16 protein-coding genes are annotated in these 18,414 nt (G+C 59.3%); 4 read left to right on the plus strand and 12 right to left on the minus strand.

Features of this window, described 5'->3' with window-relative positions; genetic code table 11:
- Nucleotides 1-26: 26 nt before the first annotated feature.
- A complete protein-coding gene (locus RBB49_RS23940) occupies nucleotides 27-1,514 on the minus strand; it encodes an NADP-dependent isocitrate dehydrogenase (protein WP_306145431.1) in 1,488 nt (495 codons plus the stop codon).
- Between the two features lie 115 nt (nucleotides 1,515-1,629).
- Between RBB49_RS23940 and RBB49_RS23945 the strand changes: the two genes are divergently transcribed.
- On the plus strand, nucleotides 1,630-2,514 hold the full coding sequence (locus tag RBB49_RS23945) for a LysR family transcriptional regulator (protein WP_306145432.1): 885 nt from the start codon (nucleotides 1,630-1,632) through the stop codon (nucleotides 2,512-2,514).
- Nucleotide 2,515: 1 nt separating this feature from the next.
- On the opposite strand, the gene egtD is transcribed toward RBB49_RS23945, so the two are convergent.
- Nucleotides 2,516-3,463 carry an L-histidine N(alpha)-methyltransferase gene (gene egtD / locus RBB49_RS23950; protein ID WP_306145433.1) on the minus strand — a complete coding sequence of 316 codons (948 nt, stop codon included), beginning with the start codon at nucleotides 3,461-3,463 and terminating at the stop codon, nucleotides 2,516-2,518.
- Nucleotides 3,460-4,725, minus strand: coding sequence for an ergothioneine biosynthesis protein EgtB (gene egtB, locus RBB49_RS23955; protein ID WP_306145434.1), 1,266 nt, complete (start codon nucleotides 4,723-4,725; stop codon nucleotides 3,460-3,462). Before egtB ends, egtD begins: the two co-directional genes overlap by 4 nt.
- Before the next feature lie 548 nt (nucleotides 4,726-5,273).
- Here egtB and RBB49_RS23960 point away from each other — a divergent pair.
- A complete protein-coding gene (locus RBB49_RS23960; RefSeq protein WP_306145435.1) occupies nucleotides 5,274-5,846 on the plus strand; it encodes a TetR/AcrR family transcriptional regulator in 573 nt (190 codons plus the stop codon).
- Nucleotides 5,847-5,909: 63 nt separating this feature from the next.
- Nucleotides 5,910-6,197 carry a YciI family protein gene (locus RBB49_RS23965; RefSeq protein WP_306145436.1) on the plus strand — a complete coding sequence of 96 codons (288 nt, stop codon included), beginning with the start codon at nucleotides 5,910-5,912 and terminating at the stop codon, nucleotides 6,195-6,197.
- Between the two features lie 1,040 nt (nucleotides 6,198-7,237).
- Here RBB49_RS23965 and metG read toward each other — a convergent pair.
- From metG to RBB49_RS23980, 3 genes are all read right to left on the minus strand, one after another.
- On the minus strand, nucleotides 7,238-8,758 hold the full coding sequence (metG, locus tag RBB49_RS23970) for a methionine--tRNA ligase (RefSeq protein WP_306145437.1): 1,521 nt from the start codon (nucleotides 8,756-8,758) through the stop codon (nucleotides 7,238-7,240).
- 510 nt (nucleotides 8,759-9,268) lie between these two features.
- On the minus strand, nucleotides 9,269-10,264 hold the full coding sequence (locus RBB49_RS23975; protein WP_306145438.1) for a YeiH family protein: 996 nt from the start codon (nucleotides 10,262-10,264) through the stop codon (nucleotides 9,269-9,271).
- A gap of 11 nt (nucleotides 10,265-10,275) precedes the next feature.
- Complete coding sequence (locus RBB49_RS23980) at nucleotides 10,276-11,598, minus strand: cytochrome-c peroxidase (RefSeq protein WP_306145439.1); 1,323 nt, start codon at nucleotides 11,596-11,598, stop codon at nucleotides 10,276-10,278.
- Here RBB49_RS23980 and RBB49_RS23985 point away from each other — a divergent pair, their 5' ends adjacent.
- Nucleotides 11,599-12,081: a tetratricopeptide repeat protein gene (locus RBB49_RS23985; protein ID WP_306145440.1), complete on the plus strand. Its 483-nt coding sequence runs from the start codon at nucleotides 11,599-11,601 to the stop codon at nucleotides 12,079-12,081.
- A 526-nt stretch (nucleotides 12,082-12,607) separates the two neighbouring features.
- Here the strand turns inward: RBB49_RS23985 and dctP are convergent.
- From dctP to RBB49_RS24015, 6 genes are read right to left on the minus strand one after another with little or no spacing between them, the layout of a single operon-like run.
- Nucleotides 12,608-13,666 (minus strand): TRAP transporter substrate-binding protein DctP, encoded by a 1,059-nt coding sequence (gene dctP, locus RBB49_RS23990; RefSeq protein WP_306145441.1) that lies wholly within the window; start codon nucleotides 13,664-13,666, stop codon nucleotides 12,608-12,610.
- Between the two features lie 28 nt (nucleotides 13,667-13,694).
- The gene (locus RBB49_RS23995) at nucleotides 13,695-15,185 is read right to left on the minus strand and encodes a TRAP transporter large permease (RefSeq protein WP_306145442.1); all 1,491 of its coding nucleotides are present in this window, start codon (nucleotides 15,183-15,185) and stop codon (nucleotides 13,695-13,697) included.
- On the minus strand, nucleotides 15,185-15,775 hold the full coding sequence (locus tag RBB49_RS24000) for a TRAP transporter small permease (protein ID WP_306145443.1): 591 nt from the start codon (nucleotides 15,773-15,775) through the stop codon (nucleotides 15,185-15,187). The genes RBB49_RS23995 and RBB49_RS24000 overlap by 1 nt, the downstream gene beginning before the upstream one ends.
- Nucleotides 15,776-15,835: 60 nt before the next feature.
- Nucleotides 15,836-16,351, minus strand: coding sequence for a flavin reductase family protein (locus RBB49_RS24005; RefSeq protein WP_306145444.1), 516 nt, complete (start codon nucleotides 16,349-16,351; stop codon nucleotides 15,836-15,838).
- Nucleotides 16,351-17,241, minus strand: a complete 891-nt coding sequence (locus tag RBB49_RS24010; protein ID WP_306145445.1) for an aldo/keto reductase family oxidoreductase — start codon at nucleotides 17,239-17,241, stop codon at nucleotides 16,351-16,353. The genes RBB49_RS24005 and RBB49_RS24010 overlap by 1 nt, the downstream gene beginning before the upstream one ends.
- On the minus strand, nucleotides 17,241-18,395 hold the full coding sequence (locus tag RBB49_RS24015; protein ID WP_306145446.1) for an LLM class flavin-dependent oxidoreductase: 1,155 nt from the start codon (nucleotides 18,393-18,395) through the stop codon (nucleotides 17,241-17,243). The genes RBB49_RS24010 and RBB49_RS24015 overlap by 1 nt, the downstream gene beginning before the upstream one ends.
- Between the last annotated feature and the right edge of the window lie 19 nt (nucleotides 18,396-18,414).

The following is an 18,414-nucleotide window of genomic DNA, read 5'->3' on the forward strand; positions in this document are numbered from 1 at the left end:
GTGGCGATGGGGTCGTTCTGTTGGTGTTATTGTCCCTGGCCGAGCGAGTAACCCGGTACTCCGTTGAAGGTGTAGAGGTTTTCGGACTTGATGACCTCGATTTCCTTGTTGCTCAGAGCCATGATCAGTTCAGCCACGTTCTTTTGTTTCAGATCTTTGCCGTTGCTCTCGAAGCGGCACCTCCAGTGATCCGTCTTGAAGGTCTCCGGCAGCCCCGCCGGCCATACCTTCACGCCCCGATTGGTGATCATGGTCAGCTTTGCGGCGCATTGCTGGGTGGCCGCGATCAGCCTGACGGCCAGATTGTCCGGATCCACGACAGTGTCGCGCACGAACAGGTCGACCCCGACAAGACATCTTTTCGCCGGGGCCGGACGGACCGGGGGCGCAATCACGGGTGCATCCTGCCGGCCTTGAACGGCAACAGGCTTGAGCAGACTGGGAAGTTCTCCGATCCGCTCGATGACCGCGTCGGCAAATTCGTCCGTGCCGACTTTCAAGCGGCTTTGTTCCTCAGAATAGATGTCGGCGGTGTGGATGCCGCTTTCGATCGTTTTCAGCCAGGCATTTTGAAGCCTGCTTGCAGCCTGCTGCTGTCCGAGGTGCCCGAGCATCTGCGCGCCGGCGAGGATCAGTCCCGACGGGTTGGCAACGCCCTGGCCAGCTATATCGGGTGCGGACCCGTGTATGGCCTCGAACATGGCAAAACTCTCGCCGATATTGGCAGACGGTGCGATCCCGACGGACCCGCTGATCTCTGCGGCAATGTCGGAGATGATATCGCCATAAAGGTTCGTCGTGACAATGACGTCGAACATCTCCGGCGATGCGGCGAGCTTTGCCGCTCCGATATCGACGATCCAGTGATCGGCGGCGATTTCCGGATATTCGGCCGAGATCTTGTCGAACATTTTGTGAAACAGACCGTCCGTCAGTTTCATGATGTTGTCCTTGGAAAAACAGGAGACTTTCCTGCGCCCGTTCGACCGTGCGTATTCGAAGGCATGGCGAATGATCCGTTCCGTGCCCGGGATCGAAACAAGCTTGAGGCACTGAAACACCTCGTCGGTCTGGCGATGCTCGATGCCTGCGTAAAGGTCTTCCTCGTTTTCCCGGAAGATCACGACATCCATTCCCGGGTGATTTGATGCCACGAAGGGCGTGAGCGCGGCGCAGGGGCGGATGTTGGCAAACAGCCCGAGTGTCTTGCGGATGGTGACATTCAACGATTTGTAGCCGCCGCCCTGGGGCGTGGTGACCGGACCCTTGAACAGGACACCGGCGGACCGCAAAACACTCCAGCTGTCCGGCAGGATCCCGGATGTGTGGCCGGCCTCATAGACCTTTTCCCCGAGAACGACCTCATGAATGTCCAGGTCTGCGCCCGCCGCGTGCATGCATCGTAGGGCAGCGCGCATGATTTCCGGACCGATACCGTCACCGTGGGCAACGGCGATCTGCGCCGTTTCTGCGGGTGCTATGGAATAGGCGGCCTGCGCGCTGTGAACGTTCATTTCTGTCTCCTGACGTTTGAAAACTGTGTGCGCGCCACATGTAGGGGCTTCAAATGAATTGCGAAAATTAATAATCTTCAGTATTTGGATTTAAAAAACTCATGAATGGATTGCCATGGACACGATCGATCCGGCTTTGCTGAAGGCCTTTGTGCTGACAAGCCGCACCGGAAGCTTCACAAAGGCGGCGGAAAGCCTCTTCCGCAGTCAATCGGCGGTTTCACTGCAGATTCGCAAGCTTGAGGACATATTGGGCGAACGCCTCTTGCGCCGCAGCGCCCGCAATGTCGTGCTGACACCGGCCGGAACCCGGTTTCTGGACTATGCCCAGCGGATCCTGGAGCTGAACAATGAGGCGCTGTCTGCCTTTCGGGCGCATGAGGTCACCGGTCTTGTGCGATTGGGGACACCTGAAGACATTGCGACAACCTACCTTCCAAGGGCGCTGGCGGATTATGCCGAGGCGCATCCGGGTGCCAGTCTTGAGGTGACGTGCGACCTGACACTCAATCTTCTGGAAAAGTTCCGCGCCGGACTGCTGGATGTTGTCCTCTTGAAGCGCGAACCGGCTGCCGCGATCGGCGGCCAGCGTGTCTGGAGTGAGCCCTTGTTGTGGGTCTCGGCGAACCGATCGCTTCTGATGCCGGGGGAGGCCATGCCGCTTGCGGTCAGTCCCGAGCCATGCGTCTATCGCAAGCGCGCCGTGGAGGCGCTTCGCAAGGAGGGGTTTGAGCCGCGGGCGGCCTATGTCTGCGGTTCACTTGCCGGTACGCTTGCAGCGGTCCGCGCAGGCCTTGGCGTCGCCGTCCTGCCGAGCCATATGGCGCCGGATGATCTTCTGACGGACAACGGGGCGAAGATGCCTCCGCTTGAAAACACCGAGATCCTGCTCGCAACCGCATCGGATGCCGGTCTTGCCGCAAGGCGCCTGGCGGACGTCCTGGAAGCCGCATTCGAAGAAGAAGCGAACAGGGATCTGGAAAAGGCGTTGGGTCGGTAACCTATGTCGCCTCAAGTGTCAGGACGCTGAAGAGCCCGTCCGGATCCGTGTCCGTATCAAGCACGCGCCAGCCGCTTGCGCTGGCAATCTCCGCGAAAGACTCCGCGTCATACTTGTGCGAGTTTTCCGTGTGAATGGTCTCGCCTCCGGCAAAACGGATGTCCGTGTCACCGATCCGAACCGTCTGGTCGACGATGCTTTCCAGGTGCATTTCGATGCGGCTTTCTTCCGCGTTCCAGAGGGCCTTGTGCTCAAATCGAGCGAGATCGAAATTTGCACCGAGTGACCGGTTGATCCTCTGCAGGAGATTGAGGTTGAAAGCCGCCGTGACGCCCGCCGGGTCGTCATAGGCTTCAACCAGCACCGCTTTGTCCTTGGGCCGGTCGACGCCGATGATCATGTGGGCACCGGGCATTGCGTCCCGGATGCTTTTCAAAAGGACGACCGCCTCGCTCTTCTCGAAGTTGCCGATCGTCGAGCCCGGAAAAAACACCAGAACCGGAAGTTCGGGCAAAAGCGGCAGTTTTCCAAGCGGCTGGGTAAAGTCCGCCGCGATCGGGATCACCGCCAGCGACGGGTAGGCGCGCCGAACCCTGTCAGCGGCCTCTTTCAGATGGTTGGCGGAGATATCGATGGGCATGTAAACCGAAAGATCCGGACATGCTCCAAGCAGGAGGCTGGTCTTTCGGCTCGATCCGCTGCCGAGTTCCACCATCGCGCCGCGTGCGCCCGGCAGCCGTGCATATTTGCGAAGCTGGGCTTCCAGAATGCCCAGCTCGGTGCGTGTCGGATAATAGGCATCCAGTTCCGTGATGGCTTCAAATAGATGCGAGCCGACATCGTCGTAGAGCCATTTGCTGCTGATGACTTTGCGATCGGCGGTGAGGCCCTTGAGAATCTCCGACCGGAAATTCGTGTCCTGCTCTGCGGGAGGTACGTGTTTGGTCATTGGTCTGCCGCCAGTCTCAGGCCCAGCATCTGCCAACGCTGGTGTGGATAAAAGAAGGTTCGATAAGAAGAACGCATCTGAAGCCTGGGGGTTGCACAGGACCCGCCGCGCAGAACCATCTGGTTGACCATGAACTTGCCGTTGTATTCACCGATCGCACCTTCCGGCGGCCTGAAACCGGGATAAGGGGAAAACGCGCTGCTGGTCCATTGCCAGACGTCACCCCAAAGTCCGGGCTCGCGTCCAAGCGGCATGAAGGTGCCGCTTTCCAGGAAGTTTCCGGCAATCGCTGTGTGCTGGGCAGCTGCCTCCCATTCCGCCTCCGTCGGCAGCCGGTGTCCCGCCCACCTGGCAAAGGCATCGGCTTCATAGTAGCTGACGTGAACAACGGGGGCAGACAGATCGACGGGACGCGGACCCTGAAGCGTATAGGTCCACCACTGGCCGTCCTGTTGCCACCAGTAAAGCGGCGAGTCCCAGCCGTTCTGCTCGCGGACTGCCCAGCCTTCCATAAGCCAGAGCGTCTGGTTGTCATAGCCGCCATCTTCCATGAAGGCGATCCACTCGCCGTTGGTCACCGGACGGTCCGCAAGCCTGTAGGGTTCCAGCCAGACCTTGTGCCGGGGCCCTTCGCAGTCATAGGCAAAGCCGTTGCCGTCATGTCCGATTTCAACAAGGCCGCCCTCATGCCGCGTCCAGCTCTGTTCCGGAATGCTCCGAACGGCTTCAGGCTGGGAAGGCGCGTAGGCGGGCAGGAGAGGGTTATGGGAAAGCGCGTGCAGGAGGTCTGTAACCAGAAGTTCCTGATGCTGCATCTCGTGGTGGCACCCGAGCGTAATCAGGGCATCAAGCTGTGTCTGCTCCAGCGCAAACTTGTCGTAGATCATGCCCTCGCGCAGTGCATCTTCCACATGCGCCCTGTAGGAGGTGACCTCCGTGACGCTTGGGCGGGACAGCAGCCCGCGCTTGGACCGGGTATGACGCGGGCCTGCCTGAACGTAGTAGGAATTGAACAAAATGGCGAAGCGCTCGTCCCGCGCCTTGTAGCCGGGCAGATGGGGCTTGAGTATGAACTCCTCGAAAAACCAGGTCGTATGCGCCAGGTGCCACTTGGGCGGGCTGGCGTCTTCCATGGATTGAAGCCCCATGTCCTCGTCGCTGAGCGGTGCTGTCAGGCTTTCTGTACGTGTCCTCGTATCGTAGAAAAAATCCAATAGGTCGGTGTCGGAAGACGGTTCATTCCGTTCATCCAGGTAAGTCATATCTGTCCCTCCACACGGGCATCGGCGTGATTGCCTCGCACCGGCCCTGTGACTGCCACCAAGCGATCTGAAGGTAGGGATCGGGGGCGGGATTCCAACGGGGCAAATCGCACCGCACCGGTGCAAAAATGCGCACTGCTGACACGCGTACACTCTGTGTTGACGAAAAACATCAATGTTCCGGAATTCATCGCTTTTGGCACCACTTTAGAATTAAATCAGCAAGCCGTTGAAATTGGACACGAAAATGCGTGTTCGCGTCTGTCATGTGGCTGCTGCCGATGCCGTTATGAGTACTGCACCCTTCCTGACAGCTGTCTGTCAGGATTGTTTGGCGACCCGCTTCACAAAGGTGTGAGGAGAGAGGTCTTTCTACCGTGAGCTGTGCGCCGGAACACGCGCCGCCGGAAAAGCGAGTGCGTCTGCGCCACCGTCAAAATTCGGATTTGACTCTCTAGGGCAAACGTCCTAATTGCGTATTAGGTCAATTGTCCTAATTGCCGGTTCAGGCGGGACACGTACGGTGCAGCGGCAGCGAGGAGCGAAACATGAAATCAGGTTCCACGAAGCAGCAGATCGTCGACGCGGCGGATGCGTTGTTCTACGCACAGGGGTTTGGTGAAACCTCCTTCGCTGACATTGCGCAAGCGGTCAGAATTTCCCGCGGAAATTTCTACTACCACTTCAGAACCAAGGACGAGATCCTCGACGCAGTCATCGACAAACGCCTGTCTGACCGGGATGAAATGCTGCGGAACTGGGATGAGATGTCCCCAGACCCGGCAAGGCGCATCGCCTGCTTCGTCCGCATCCTGATTGTCAATCAGGCAAAGATCATCGCCTACGGATGTCCGGTCGGGACATTGACAACGGAGCTGGCCAAGCTGGACCACGACGCGCAGGACAAGGCAATCCGGATCATGGCGCTGTTCCGGGACTGGTTGACCCGTCAGTTCAGCGAACTCGGCTGCAGTGCAGACGCCGAGGCACATGCGCTTCACGTGCTGAGCTGGAGCCAGGGCGTGGCGACGCTTGCACAGACCTTCAAGGACGAGGCCTTTGTCGCACGCGAAGTCGATCAGATCCTCGCCTGGGTCGACAAGGTCTCGCAGAAAAACTGAAACCCAAAGACACATCAGGCCAGCACCTGGCTTATCTTCAACGATGATCCCAAGGAGAATGAAATGTTTGTCGTGACCCTGAAGTTTTCGGACAACAAGGCCCGAGCGGGTGAACTCATGGACGCACACAAGGCCTGGATCAAAAGCGGCTTCGATCAGGGCCTTTTCCTGATGGTCGGCAGTCTCCAGCCAAACAGGGGCGGCGCCATCATCGCCCACGACACGAGTCTGGAGGACCTGGAGAGTTACGTCGGGAAAGACCCGTTCGTTGTGGAAGACGTCGTGCGTGCAGAGATCCTCGAAATCACCCCGGCAAGGCTGGATGAGCGCCTGGAGTTCCTTGCGGCGTAAGTGGCCCGTGTCGAGCGGGTTCAGACACCGGTGTGATCTGTCTGTCCGGATTGGCTTTCGGCTCTGCCGTACTTGTCTGGCGTGACATTGAAAGCAGGAACCGGGTCCTGCTCCATGCGACAATCTTCTTTTCGTCACCCCGGGCGAACGAAGTGAGACCCGGGGCCGGGAAGCCCGAGCGTATTTGAACGGTCACCGTGAGATCCGGCAAGTCATTGCCTCTCCGATCCCGGCTCGCGCTGCGCTTGGCCGGGATGACGACAGAAAGTGAGAGAGCCCCCCCATCCTGAAGAAGCGCATGAGCGCTTTCTCGAAGGACAGACCGTGCTCTCTGCAGCTTCCGCCGATCCTTCGACCCCCTTGGTGTATTGTCGAGGGGGCGCCAGTTCAGGCGAGGGACGCTGGCAGGACACGCATCACCATCCCGCGTCACCCCGGGCGAACGAAGGGAGACCCGGGGCCGGGGAGCCCAAGCCTATTTGAACGGTCACCGTGAGATCCGGCAGGTCATTGCCTCTCCGATCCCGGCACGCACTGCGCTTGGCCGGGATGAAGACAGAAAGTGATAGGGAGCCCTCATCTTGAAGAAGCGCGTGAGCGCTGTCTTCAACGATGCCACAGTGAACAGCCCACATCCAATTCCACCGTCATTGCCAGACTTGATCTGGCAATCCATGCCCTTGCCTAACTTCAGGGCGGCTGTGTCATCGGAGACTCAACGGCATGGATGCCATGATCAAGTCATGGCAATGACAATGTGGTGTTGCGGGTGGGGGGGGCGGCTAACGCGCGCGCTCTTCTTTGTCATTGCAGGGCTTGACCCTGCAATCCATGGCATTGCTTCTCCCCAATAACCGGGCCAGCCTTTCGGCATGGATGCCACGATAAGGTGATTGCATGACCCGATTGACCTGAAAGAAATCCAGTCACACCTCGTCAGGTCGGGACGACGACAGAGATAAGAGGACCTCGTCCCGGGAGCGGGCAAAAAGAAAGGCACCAGTTGAGGCGCCTTTCTGATGGGTTGGTTGTCGTCGCGCTTACTGAACGCGCGGAAACAGCGACTCGATCTCGCCGAGGTCGCCATTGCCTTCAAGCCTGTCCAGGACCGGGGTCCAGGGGCGGGGAGCTGCAGGTGCGTTCAGCATGGCAAGCGCCTTGTCGGCGGAACCCGGAATGACCTGCTGCAAGGCCTCCATGATCACGCGCAGGCAGTCAAGGGTCACGTAGATCACCGTCTGGCAGCGCTCGCGGGTATCTTCGCTCTTGAAGAGCGTCCACGGCGCCTGCTTGTCGATATACTCGTTCATCTCTTCCGCCAGCGTCACGATGGCCTGCGTGCGCGCCGGAATGTCCTGAAGGTCGATCCAACGGCTGAAGCCGGAGGCCGCCTCGACAACTGACTTGCGCAGGGCCTCGTCTTCCGCGCTCAAGGGTCCGGGTGCGGGCACCTTGCCGCCGAAGTTCTTGTTCGAGAATTTCGCGACGCGCGACAGGAGGTTGCCGATCTTGTTGCCCAGTTCGCTGTTGTATGTCTGGGTGATCAGTTCGACCGAGATCTGGCTGTCGCTGTCTGCCCTCATGTGCCGCGCCAGATACCAGCGCAGCGCATCGACGCCGAGCTTTTCGACAACTTCGATCGGATCGACGACATTGCCGATCGACTTCGACATCTTGACCCCGCCGGCACCGACCCAGTGGCTGTGCACCGAGAGTTTCTTCGGCAGCGGCAGTCCGGCGGCCATCAGCATGATTGGCCAGTAGACGCCGTGCGGTTTCAGGATGTCCTTGCCGATCAGGTGCTCGCATTCCGCCCACCAGCTCTGATAGCCGTCTTCCGGCCAGTCGATATTGGTCAGGTAGTTGGTCAGCGCGTCGAACCAGACATAGGTGACGAAATCCGGATCGAACGGCAGATCAACGCCGAGGGTCACGCGTGACTTCGGCCGGGAGATACAAAGGTCCTCCAGCGGCTCGGCGAGCATCTGCTTGAGTTCGTTGCGGAACGCTTCGGGCTGAACGAAATCCGGATTGTCGGCAATGTGCTGCAGCAGCCGTTCGCGAAACGGCTCCATTTTCAGGAAGTAGTTGGTCTCTTCCGTCTGCTCGACCTGCATGGTCGGGTGCAGAGGGCACTGGCCGTCTTCGGTCAGGTCAGACTCTTTCTTGAACTCCTCGCAGCCCTTGCAGTAGGTGCCGGTATAGTTCTTCTTGACGATCAGGTCCTTGTCGAAGATCGTCTGCTCCATTCCGGCGACAGCCTGTTTGTGGCCCTCGCGGCTGGTGCGCACGAAATAGTCGTAGGAAATGCCGACAAGGTCGAAAACGCTCCGGAATTCCTTTCCGCGCATGTCGAGAAACTCCTGGTAGCCCATGCCGAGTTCGGCCGCTGCTTCCTGGTTCTTCTGGCCATGCTCGTCAACGCCGGTGGACAGCATCACGTCGCATCCCAGCGCCTGGCGGTTGCGCTTCAGGATATCGGCCATCACGGAGGTGAAGGCGTGACCGATATGCGGAGAACCGTTGACGTAGTAGATCGGGGTCGTGATGTAGCTTTTCATCCAAACGCTTTCGAAGTTCCTTGGCGTTGCGGGCGACCGTTGATTGACGCGTGCCGCACGCCCATTGATGCGGTCCCGACATCGGGACCGTGGCTATATTTCACACTCAAGGGATCAAGGAAACCCCCGGGCCGGGTTTCAAGCATCAATGTGGGGTTTGCGGGCCGAAAGGCAATGTTCCGGTCATGTGTACCTTGCCCTTCATTCAAGACGGGTGACGCGACACCGATTGTTAATCCGGATTCCGGATCGGCGCGCAGCTGGCGCTGCACTAGTCCGGAATGACGGTTTCTTCCAGCCGATTGTTATCTCCCTTGCCATCCCTGCGAAGGCAGGGATCCAGTATTCGCCTGTCTGACCGTCTTGATCGATTGCTGTCCAGACGGAGTACTGGGTCCCGGTCTTGCCGCTTGCGCGCCAAACCGGGATGACAACCCGGGGGCTACCGAATTGGGTGGGCCGCGCCAAAGCGCCCCGGCATCAGGCAGAAAACGACGGGATCGAAACCTGCTACCCGATCAGCCAGATCCCGGCGAGAACGAACAGCGCCAGGAACACCGTCTGGGTCACGACCATCCAGATGGCCGGTCCGCCAACTTCCAGCAGTTTCGGGATCGAGGTCTTCATGCCGACGGCAGCAATTGCGGCCAGGAGGGCCCATCGGGAGACCTGGCCTGCCAGGTCCTTGGCAGTGTCCGGCACCAGACCGAAGGAATTGAACGCCGCCAGAACCAGAAAAGCGACCACGAAGGCGGGCATCAGGGGCGGACGCGCGGATCCGGGCTCCGCGCTACCGCGCAGGATCAGGGCTGCGACGAGAACGATCGGCGCAAGCAGGGTCACGCGGATAAGCTTGACGAGAGTGGAAAGATCCCCGGTTTCCTCGGAAACGGAGAAGCCGGCACCAACCACCTGCGCCACATCGTGAATGGTACCGCCCAGAAAGACGCTGGTGGCATCAAGCGACAGGCCGAGATTCGAGGTCAGGATCGGGTAGACGATCATGGCCAGGGTGGACAGGACCGTCACGGTGATGACGGTGAAGGCCAGATCCCGCTCGGCGTGTTTGCGTTTCGGCAGGATCGAGCCGATGGCCATGGCGGCCGAAGCGCCGCAAATGGCGACTGCACCGCCGGACAGGAAGGAAAACAGCCGGTCCTTGCCGAAGAGGTTTCCGATCAGCAGCGAAAAGGCGATGGTCGCCAGAACGCCGAGGATGACCAGAAGCAGGAAGGGCAGGCCGAGGGCTTCAACCATTTCGATGCTGATCCTGACGCCCAGAAGCGCGACACCGATACGCAGCAGCGTTCTGGCGGCAAAGGCGATGCCCTCCGATGTGCGTTGTTCATCGGACAGAAAGTTCAGCGGCATGCCAAGCAGAATTGCCATCAGCATGGCTGGCGCGCCGTAATGCTCGTTCAGAAACTGCGCCGATATGGCGACAAGCCCGGCGATCGCTATGCCGGGAAACAGTTCGTTTGCCCGGTGTTTTAGGGAATCCAGCATGAGTGTCCAGTTCAGGGTCGGTCGACTGGAAGTCCGCTTGGAACGCTGTCGGGGATCCCGAAAGGCGGATTGGAAACGGAGGACGTTCCCGTCAGGGCTTTCAAAAACGCAACAAGGTCGGAGACTTCGCGGCCGGTGAGGGCAATCGGCTCGACATCCCGGAAAAGGGCCTGTCTAGCCATCTCACGTTTGTCGTTCCAGACGACGAAGTCAATGGCTTCCAGCCAGGGTGCGACAGGAAGCGCAGCCTTTTCCGGCTGCCAACTGGCCAGCATTCCGTCCGGATCGAGGTGATGGCGCACAATGCCCTCAAGCGTCGGATAGGCACCATTGTGGCCGTAAGGGGCTGTCAGCTCGACATTGCGAAGCATCGGGGTGCGGAACCTGTAGGCGTCTTCCAGGCGGTCGCTTTCTCCCATTCGGCCGACGTCGCGCACCATCGGGTCGAACCGGCGGGTGCGGCCCGGGCCGAAGGGCGGCAGACCAAGCGCATGGAACTCCTGATCGCTGAGAAGCTGGCCGGAATGGCAGCTTGCGCAATTTGCCTTGCCGTAAAAGAGATCCAGCCCGCGTTTCTGGTCAGCCGCAAGGGCGGTGTCGTCACCGGCAAGATATTGGTCGAACGGGCTGTCGAAACTCGTCCATTCAATCGCCTGGAACGCGGCGAGCGCGTTGGCAACCTCGGCGATCGTGACCTGTTCCGGTTCCTCGATATGGTCGAACGCTTCGACGAACATCTTCCCGTATTCGGGGATCACGCGGACCCGTTTGGCAAGGATCGGCCAGGACGCGTCGATCCGGTCATGCACGGCACCGGCGATTTCGTTTTCCTTCGGATTGCCCGCCATCTCGAACTGGGCAACCAGCGGAAAGATCGCCTGGGCACCGAGTAACGTTTCAAGGCCCTCCGGCAGCCATTCCTCGGCCGGGGAATTGAAGCCGTTTTCGTAGTCGTCCGAAATGGAAAGCCGGCCGTCGTGAAACAGGGTGTGAAGCTCTTTTGCTCCGAGATTCCAGAGGCCTGGCGCGTTTCGCGGAATCCTTTTCTTAATCCGGTTTTCCGTAACAAGCGCCGTCCGGTTTCGTCCAAGGCCTTTGCCGCCTTCCCCGATCCCCAGCGAAAGCCCGTCACCTGTTCCCAGCGTCGGATGATGACACGTGGCACAGGCAATATTCCTGTTGCCGGAAAGGATCTTGTCGTAAAAGAGAAGCTGACCGAGCGCGGCCTGTTTCCTGTCGAAGGCGATGAAATCACCCGCGCCGAGCGGTGCCGGCAATTCAGCCGAAATGGCAGGCGCTGACAGAAGAACGACAAGAGGGAATGACCTAAGCACATGAGAAAGACGCTTGAAGCCGCCTTGTTTGGCCTTGTTCTGATGGCGACGCCAGCCCTTGCCGAGATCGAGGCGGCGCGCGACCTGATGGAAGCGGGGCAGTTTGAAGAGGCCAAGGAGCAGCTTTGGCCCGCCGCGCGATCCGGCAACGCGGATGCCGAGGAACTGATCGGTGTGATGTACGCGATGGGGCTCGGCGTGGAGCGGGACGACCAGCGGGCTTTCGAGTGGTACCTCAGAAGCGCCATGAAGGGGCATCCCGGCGCGCAGTCCGGTGTCGGCTGGTACTACGAGGTCGGTCGCGGCATGCCCGCGCCCGATCTCGTGCGCGCCTACATGTGGTACACGCTGTCCGCCATCGGCGGCGACCCGGACGCCGCGATCTCGCTGGAAGAGGTCGTCAAGAAAATGACCAAGGAAGAAATTGATAAGGCGCATATTCTGGTCGATGACTACAAGGTCTGGATGTATCCGTTCCGTTGACGTTTCCGCCCGGTTCGTTCGTCATCCCGGCCAAGCGAAGCGCGAGCCGGGATCGGGAACCTGCGGGCCGTAAAGTGTGCCCTGTGATGATGCCCGACTGACAGCTGCAAGTCATCCCATGACTTGACTCACTGCTGCCCGGTTTAACCCGACAATGATCTATTGCGGCGATCCGCGGTCGATGAACTTGTCATCCCTGCTGAAGCGGAGCGGAAGGCAGGGAACCAGTAACCTCTTGTTTCTCCATCTTCTTCTAACCTCCAGCAACACGGTGTACTGGATCCCGGTCTTGCCGCATATGCGCCAAACCGGGACGACAAATCCGGGAAACAAGTCCGTATCACGATTGACAGCCGCAATTCATGCCATGGCCGGACCATAGGATCCATGCCGTTCAACCTCGAAAAATCTCCGAATATGGTGCGACAGCACGGCGTGGATTGCAGGGTCGAGCCCTGCAATGGCAAACATTGCTTGAATTGGTGCCGCACCCTGTTGGGGTGGGCGCGGCACCAGTTTCTCAGGGTTAGTTCACGTCGGCGTCGCGCGCGCCGTTGATGTCGGTTTCAGCTGCCTTTACGGCTTCTTCAAGCGCACCGAAGATTTCCCCGCCGCGGCCGACATTGGACTTGAACCAGTCGTAAACCGGGGAAGCGGCTTCCTTGAAGGCGGCCTTTTCTTCAGGCGTCGGCACGTAGAGATCGCCGCCACCGGCAACGAAGTCTTCATAGGCCTGGATGGACTTGCGCTTCGGCGATGCGAAAGTCGCCTGCTGCAGGGCATAGAAGCCGTCGACAACAACGCGGCGCATGTCTTCCGGCATGGCCAGGAACTTCTCGTTGCTCATCCACCACAGCGCGCCCATGTAGGCATGGCCGTCGAGTGTGACATATTGCAGGCCGGCATCCGGGAATTTCATGCCCATGATGTCGGTGATACCGTTCTTGGAACCTTCGACAACGCCGGTCTGGAAGGAGGTGAACAGCTCCGGCCACGGAATCGGGGTCGGAGAGGCACCGAGTGCTTTCACCAGTTCCTGCGGCAGGTCGGCGACAACGGTACGGATCTTCAGGCCTTCCATGTCGGCAGGGGCTGCCACACGGCGCTTGGTGTTGGCGAAGTTCCGCCAGCCGCCGGTGTTGCCCACTGTCATCAGGCGGATCGTGTTGTCGGAATCTTCAAGCGCCATCGCCCGCATTGTGCGAACGAAATCGCCGGAAAGAACATGCTCTGCAATCCGGTCGTCGGACATCATGTAGGGCAGGTCGAGAACCTGAACATACGGGAAGATGCCGGAAGCGCCGCCCGATGTTGAGATGTAGATGTCGATTGCGCCGCCGGCGACACCCTGAAGGCATTCAGCACCGTTTGAGCAGAGCTGCGTGCCGATGAAGAGTTCGACTTCGATCGCGCCGTTGGAAGCGGCTTCAACGAAGTTCTTGAACACGACAAGACCGTCATAGTCTTCGTCGTTCTCGTTGGAGTTGGCTGTTGCGCGCAGCGTATAGTCCGCGGCAACGGCACTCAGCGACGATCCGGCAAGCATTGCCGCGACGGTGAGTGTTTTCAGGGCAGATTTGAGCATCAGGTACCTCCCATATATAAGCTCAAGATCAGTTGGCAAATCCGGTCAATCGCGGGATCGTCATCGAAAGTGCCGGTATGTAGGTGATCAAAAAGATCACCGCGATTTCTACCGCCAGGAACGGCAGAATGGCTTTGGCAATGGTTTCAACCCTTTCTTTTGAAACCGATGCGGCAACGAATAACACCAGTCCCATGGGCGGTGTGGCAAGACCGATGGTCAGGTTCACGCTCATGATGATGGCAAAATGGATGGGATCAACACCCAGTTCCACGAAAATCGGTCCCAGGATCGGTCCGAGAATGATGATCGCGGGTCCTGCATCCAGGAACATGCCGACAACGAAGAGCAGCAGGTTGATCAGGAACAGCAGGATCAGCGGGTTTTCGGACAGCGACAGCACGAAGTCCGCCATGATCTGCGGCGCGTAGCTGAGACTGACGACCGTCTTGAACGCCATCGCCGCGCCGACCAGCAGCAGAACGACCGCAGACGTGATGCCGGCCCTGTTCAGGATGCCCGGGATTTCCTTCATCTTGATGGAATGCAGGACGAAGAACCCGATGATCAGGGCGTAGGCAACGGCCACCGCCGCGGCTTCCGTCGGCGTGAACACGCCGATCAGGATACCGCCGAGGATAATGATCGGCGTTTGCAGCGGCGCGACCGCCTTCTTGCACACCATTCTGAAGTCATCGGAAACGGCGCCGCGCAGTCCCATAAGGATGAAGTGCGATATGGCCAGCAGTGCCACGAACAGGATTGCTGTCGTGCCACCGGTCAGTTCAAGCGACATCTGGCCGGCAATGGCAAAGGAGATGGCCAGCAGCACTGAGGCCAGGTTGATCCTCAGAAGCGCGAACGAGACCCAGTATTCCACGGTCGCCATTTTCTGGCCCGGGTTCACGATCCGCTGTGCCTTGGGCAGATCGTATTTGTCCGCCATGAGCCGCACCACGAGCATCAGCCCGATGCCGACCATGACGCCCGGCACGATACCCGCCAGGAACAGCGCGGCGACGCTCTCGCCCATCACATAGGCGTAGATGATCATGATGCCGGACGGCGGAATGATCGGTCCGATAACGGAGGAGGCTGCTGTCACGGCAGCGGCGAAACGGCGTGTGTAACCCTGCTTTTCCATGGCCGGAATGAGCATGGAGCCGAGCGCGGATGTATCTGCGACCGCCGATCCCGACAGGCCCGCGAACAGCATGGACGACAGAATGTTCACATGGGCAAGACCGCCACGCAGATGACCCATGAGCGCCTGGCTGAATTCCACCAGGCGGGTTGTGATCCCACCCTTGTTCATGAGCTCGCCGGCGAGCATGAAAAACGGAATCGCCATCAGAGGAAAACTGTCCATACCGTTGTAAACGTTACGGTAAAGAAGGGTGATGTCGCGTTCCTGTCCACTCATCCAGAGCAGAATACCCGGCGCTGCGAGCAGGCCGAAAAAGACCGGCAGGCCGATCATGAGGAAGAACAGGAAGACGGGAAGGAACCAGATCAGCATCAGTCAGCCCCCGCCATGTCTGCATCCGGAATGTCCGGCAGGCGATCGTTGCCGCCGACAATCGAGATCACGCTGCGCAGGATGAGTTCTATGTTGACCAGCGTGAGCAGGATGACACCGACAAAAAGAGACATCATCATCCAGCTTCTCGGCACCCGGATCCACTCCGTGAGTGTGAAACTGCCGGGAACGTAGAGCGAGGCCGTGGCAAACTTGCCGCCGAAGCCGGTCACCTCGGCGTAGCCGATCTGGACCGCGATCACGAGAACGAGCAGTGATATCAGGAGGAGAAACAGCGAAAGCAGCTTTCCGATCGACTGGGGCAGGGCGTGGCCGAGCATGTCGATAGCCACGAAACCGCCGCGCCGGAAGGCGGTGGGTGCCATCAGGCCCGTCATCCACAACATGCAAAAACGCGCCGCCTCGTCAGGCCAGGGCAGCGCGTTGTTGAACACGTAACGGAAAACCACCTGGATCAGGATCGCTACGACCATCAAGGCCACGGCAACGATGCCTATCGCCCGTCCTATTCGCAAAAGCTGCGAATTGACGAAAGCGAGCGGTGCAAGAACCGCCAGCAATGCCCCCATTCGGGCTCCTCCCTAATACGTCTTTTTGAACCGGGCGGATGGCCGTCCGGCGTTGGGCTCCTATTCTGGAGCGATTTGTCCGAGTTTGCCTGCAAAAAATGTCAACGCCTCCCCGTGACGCATTTCTGCCTGCATGACCTGTCCCAGAACGATCAGGTGATCGCCACCCTCATAGGCGGCAAAACGTTTGCACTCGAACCGCGCCAGGCAATGCTCCAGAAGCGGCACACCATTCTCGTCGATCGTGTGCGGCAGTTGGTCGAAGGCGTGGGCGTTTCTGACGAAACCGTTGCACACCTCGGCCTGGTGATGGCTGAGTACATGGATGGCGTAGTTTTCTGCCGTTTCGAAATATTGGAACCGGCGCGATCCCTTGTCCGGCATCCAAAGCACGAGCGGCGGGTCGAGCGACACCGACGAAAAGCTGTTTGCCGTTATCCCGACCGGGCCGTCGTCCGAGCCCGTCGTGACAACGGTGACACCCGTTGCAAATCGGCCGAATGCATCACGCAGGAGACGGGTATTGTCTGTATGCGGTGCAAAGGTAACGGGATGATTGGCATTTTGCATGGTCATCAGGGTACCTCGTTTCCAAGGGCGGCTTCATAGAGCCGGTACCAGGTTTCTCGATCCAGTGTGACTTTCAGCGCATCGGAAATCTTCGCAATGCGCTCAGGGTTGTTCGTGCCCATGACAGGCAGAAGCTTGGCCGGGTGGGCAAGCAGGAAAGCAATCGCAACGGCGGACCTGTCGACGCCGAATGCTCCGGCGAGTTCATCCATGACCGCGCCGAGCTTGCCGGTTTCCGAGATCAGGGCGCCACCGCCAAGCGGAGACCAGGCCATGAGCTTGGTGCCGAGCCGCTGGTGGAAGGCGAGATCGCCATTGGTGAAGGGTGAAATCTCGGCGAGCGAGATCTCGATCTGGTTGGTCACCAGCGTGTTGGACATGGCCGATTGCAGCAACTCCCAGTCCCAAGGACGGAAGTTCGAAACGCCTATGTTCCGTACCTTGCCGCTTTTGACGAGATCGTCGAGCGCGGCACCGGTCTCATGGTGATCCATGAGCGGGTCCGGACGGTGAATGAGCAGGAGATCGATCGTGTCGATGCCCATGTCGCTCAGGGACGTCTCGACCGATTTCTCGATATGCGCACGCGAGGTGTCGTAATATTTCACCTTGGCGTCGGCGTAGCGGCCGACCGGGGCGACGATGTCGCATTTGGTGACGATTTCCATGCTGTTGCGCAGGGCCGGATTGGCTTTCAGCGCACCACCCAGAACAGCCTCGGCTGCATAGCCGCCGTAGATGTCGGCCTGGTCGAATGTGGTAATGCCCTGATCGAGACAGATCCGGATCTTTTTCTCCACGTAAGCCGCGGACGTATCGGAATCGTCCCCAAGCCGCCACATACCATAGATCAGGCGGGAAAATTCCAGAGTGTCGGAAAGTTTGACACGTTCCATTAGCGGCGGACTCCATTGCCAAGCGGCGTTGCGGGTGTGTCGGCCGGGACGCGGCCGTAGGCGTGGGGCAGGGAACAGGTCTTCAGGTTCGGCAAGACGCGCGCCCCGAAATGCTTTGCCTCTTCAATGTGCGGATAACCGGAGAAGATGAAGGCCCGGATGCCCATCTTCTGGTAGGCCTCGATCTTGGACATGACCTGATCGGTCGAGCCGACGAGTGCCGCGCCGCAACCGGAGCGGGCCCGGCCGACACCGGTCCAAAGGTTCGGCTCGATGTAACCGAACTCGTCGGCGACTTCGCGGTTCTTGGCCTGGTGGCTCACGCCGAGCGACTTTGCGTCGAGTGCCCGTTCGCGAATGGCCGTGCCTTGAACGTCGTCGAGCTTGGATACAATAAAGTCAGCGTATTCCTGAGCTTCCTTTTCCGTGTCGCGAACGATCATGTGGACGCGCAAACCGTAGTCCAGCGTGCGGTCGTATGTCTCGGCAACGGCGTTGACGGCCTTCATGCGGCCTTCCAGTTCCTCGACCTTTTCCGGCCACATCAGGTAGACATCGCAATGCTGGCCGCACAGTTCAAGCGCCGCCGGCGAATAACCGCCGAAGTAAAGCAGCGGACCGCCCGTTTGATACGGTCTTGCCGGATCGGTGGTCAGCCCGGCGAAATTGTAAACCTCGCCCTGATAGTTGATCTCGTCCTGCGTCCAGGCCTGTTTCAGGATCTCGACCACCTCGCGTGAGCGCTGGTAGCGGTAACCGCTGTCGGCCTGTTCGCCCGGAAAATCGGAAGAAATGATGTTGACGGTCAGACGGCCCTTGAGCATGTGGTCAAGCGTCGCGATGGTTCTGGCAAGCATGATCGGTTGCATCTCGCCGCAGCGTACGGCCGCCAGCAGGTTGATCTTGTCGGTGATCGGCGCGCAGCCGGCGACGAAGGACAGCGTGTCCTGGCCAACCTGGTAGGAGGACGGGCACAGAATGTTGCGGAAGCCCTGTTCTTCAGCCGTTCTTACAATCTGCGAGCAGTGGTCCCATGAGGAACGCAGATCGCCCTCCGGAACGCCCAGGAACTGATAATCGTCGGAACACAGAGCAGAGAACCACGAAACCTCTGCTGCATCCAGATCCGGCGATGTCACTGGGACAACTGTCATGAATTTCCTCCTTGGGGAT

The organism is Roseibium sp. MMSF_3412 (assembly GCF_030733265.1).
In the GTDB taxonomy this organism is placed as follows: Bacteria; Pseudomonadota; Alphaproteobacteria; order Rhizobiales; family Stappiaceae; genus Roseibium.

Coding starts and splice junctions, on each gene's coding strand:
- egtB (WP_306145434.1), bottom strand. CDS start 4,725: ATGACTTACCTGGATGAACGGAATGAACCGTCTTCCGACACCGACCTA.
- RBB49_RS23960 (WP_306145435.1), top strand. CDS start 5,274: ATGAAATCAGGTTCCACGAAGCAGCAGATCGTCGACGCGGCGGATGCG.
- RBB49_RS23995 (WP_306145442.1), bottom strand. CDS start 15,185: ATGCTGATCTGGTTCCTTCCCGTCTTCCTGTTCTTCCTCATGATCGGC.
- RBB49_RS24000 (WP_306145443.1), bottom strand. CDS start 15,775: ATGGGGGCATTGCTGGCGGTTCTTGCACCGCTCGCTTTCGTCAATTCG.
- dctP (WP_306145441.1), bottom strand. CDS start 13,666: ATGCTCAAATCTGCCCTGAAAACACTCACCGTCGCGGCAATGCTTGCC.
- egtD (WP_306145433.1), bottom strand. CDS start 3,463: ATGACCAAACACGTACCTCCCGCAGAGCAGGACACGAATTTCCGGTCG.
- metG (WP_306145437.1), bottom strand. CDS start 8,758: ATGAAAAGCTACATCACGACCCCGATCTACTACGTCAACGGTTCTCCG.
- RBB49_RS23975 (WP_306145438.1), bottom strand. CDS start 10,264: ATGCTGGATTCCCTAAAACACCGGGCAAACGAACTGTTTCCCGGCATA.
- RBB49_RS24005 (WP_306145444.1), bottom strand. CDS start 16,351: ATGACCATGCAAAATGCCAATCATCCCGTTACCTTTGCACCGCATACA.
- RBB49_RS23940 (WP_306145431.1), bottom strand. CDS start 1,514: ATGAACGTTCACAGCGCGCAGGCCGCCTATTCCATAGCACCCGCAGAA.
- RBB49_RS24010 (WP_306145445.1), bottom strand. CDS start 17,241: ATGGAACGTGTCAAACTTTCCGACACTCTGGAATTTTCCCGCCTGATC.
- RBB49_RS24015 (WP_306145446.1), bottom strand. CDS start 18,395: ATGACAGTTGTCCCAGTGACATCGCCGGATCTGGATGCAGCAGAGGTT.
- RBB49_RS23945 (WP_306145432.1), top strand. CDS start 1,630: ATGGACACGATCGATCCGGCTTTGCTGAAGGCCTTTGTGCTGACAAGC.
- RBB49_RS23965 (WP_306145436.1), top strand. CDS start 5,910: ATGTTTGTCGTGACCCTGAAGTTTTCGGACAACAAGGCCCGAGCGGGT.
- RBB49_RS23985 (WP_306145440.1), top strand. CDS start 11,599: ATGAGAAAGACGCTTGAAGCCGCCTTGTTTGGCCTTGTTCTGATGGCG.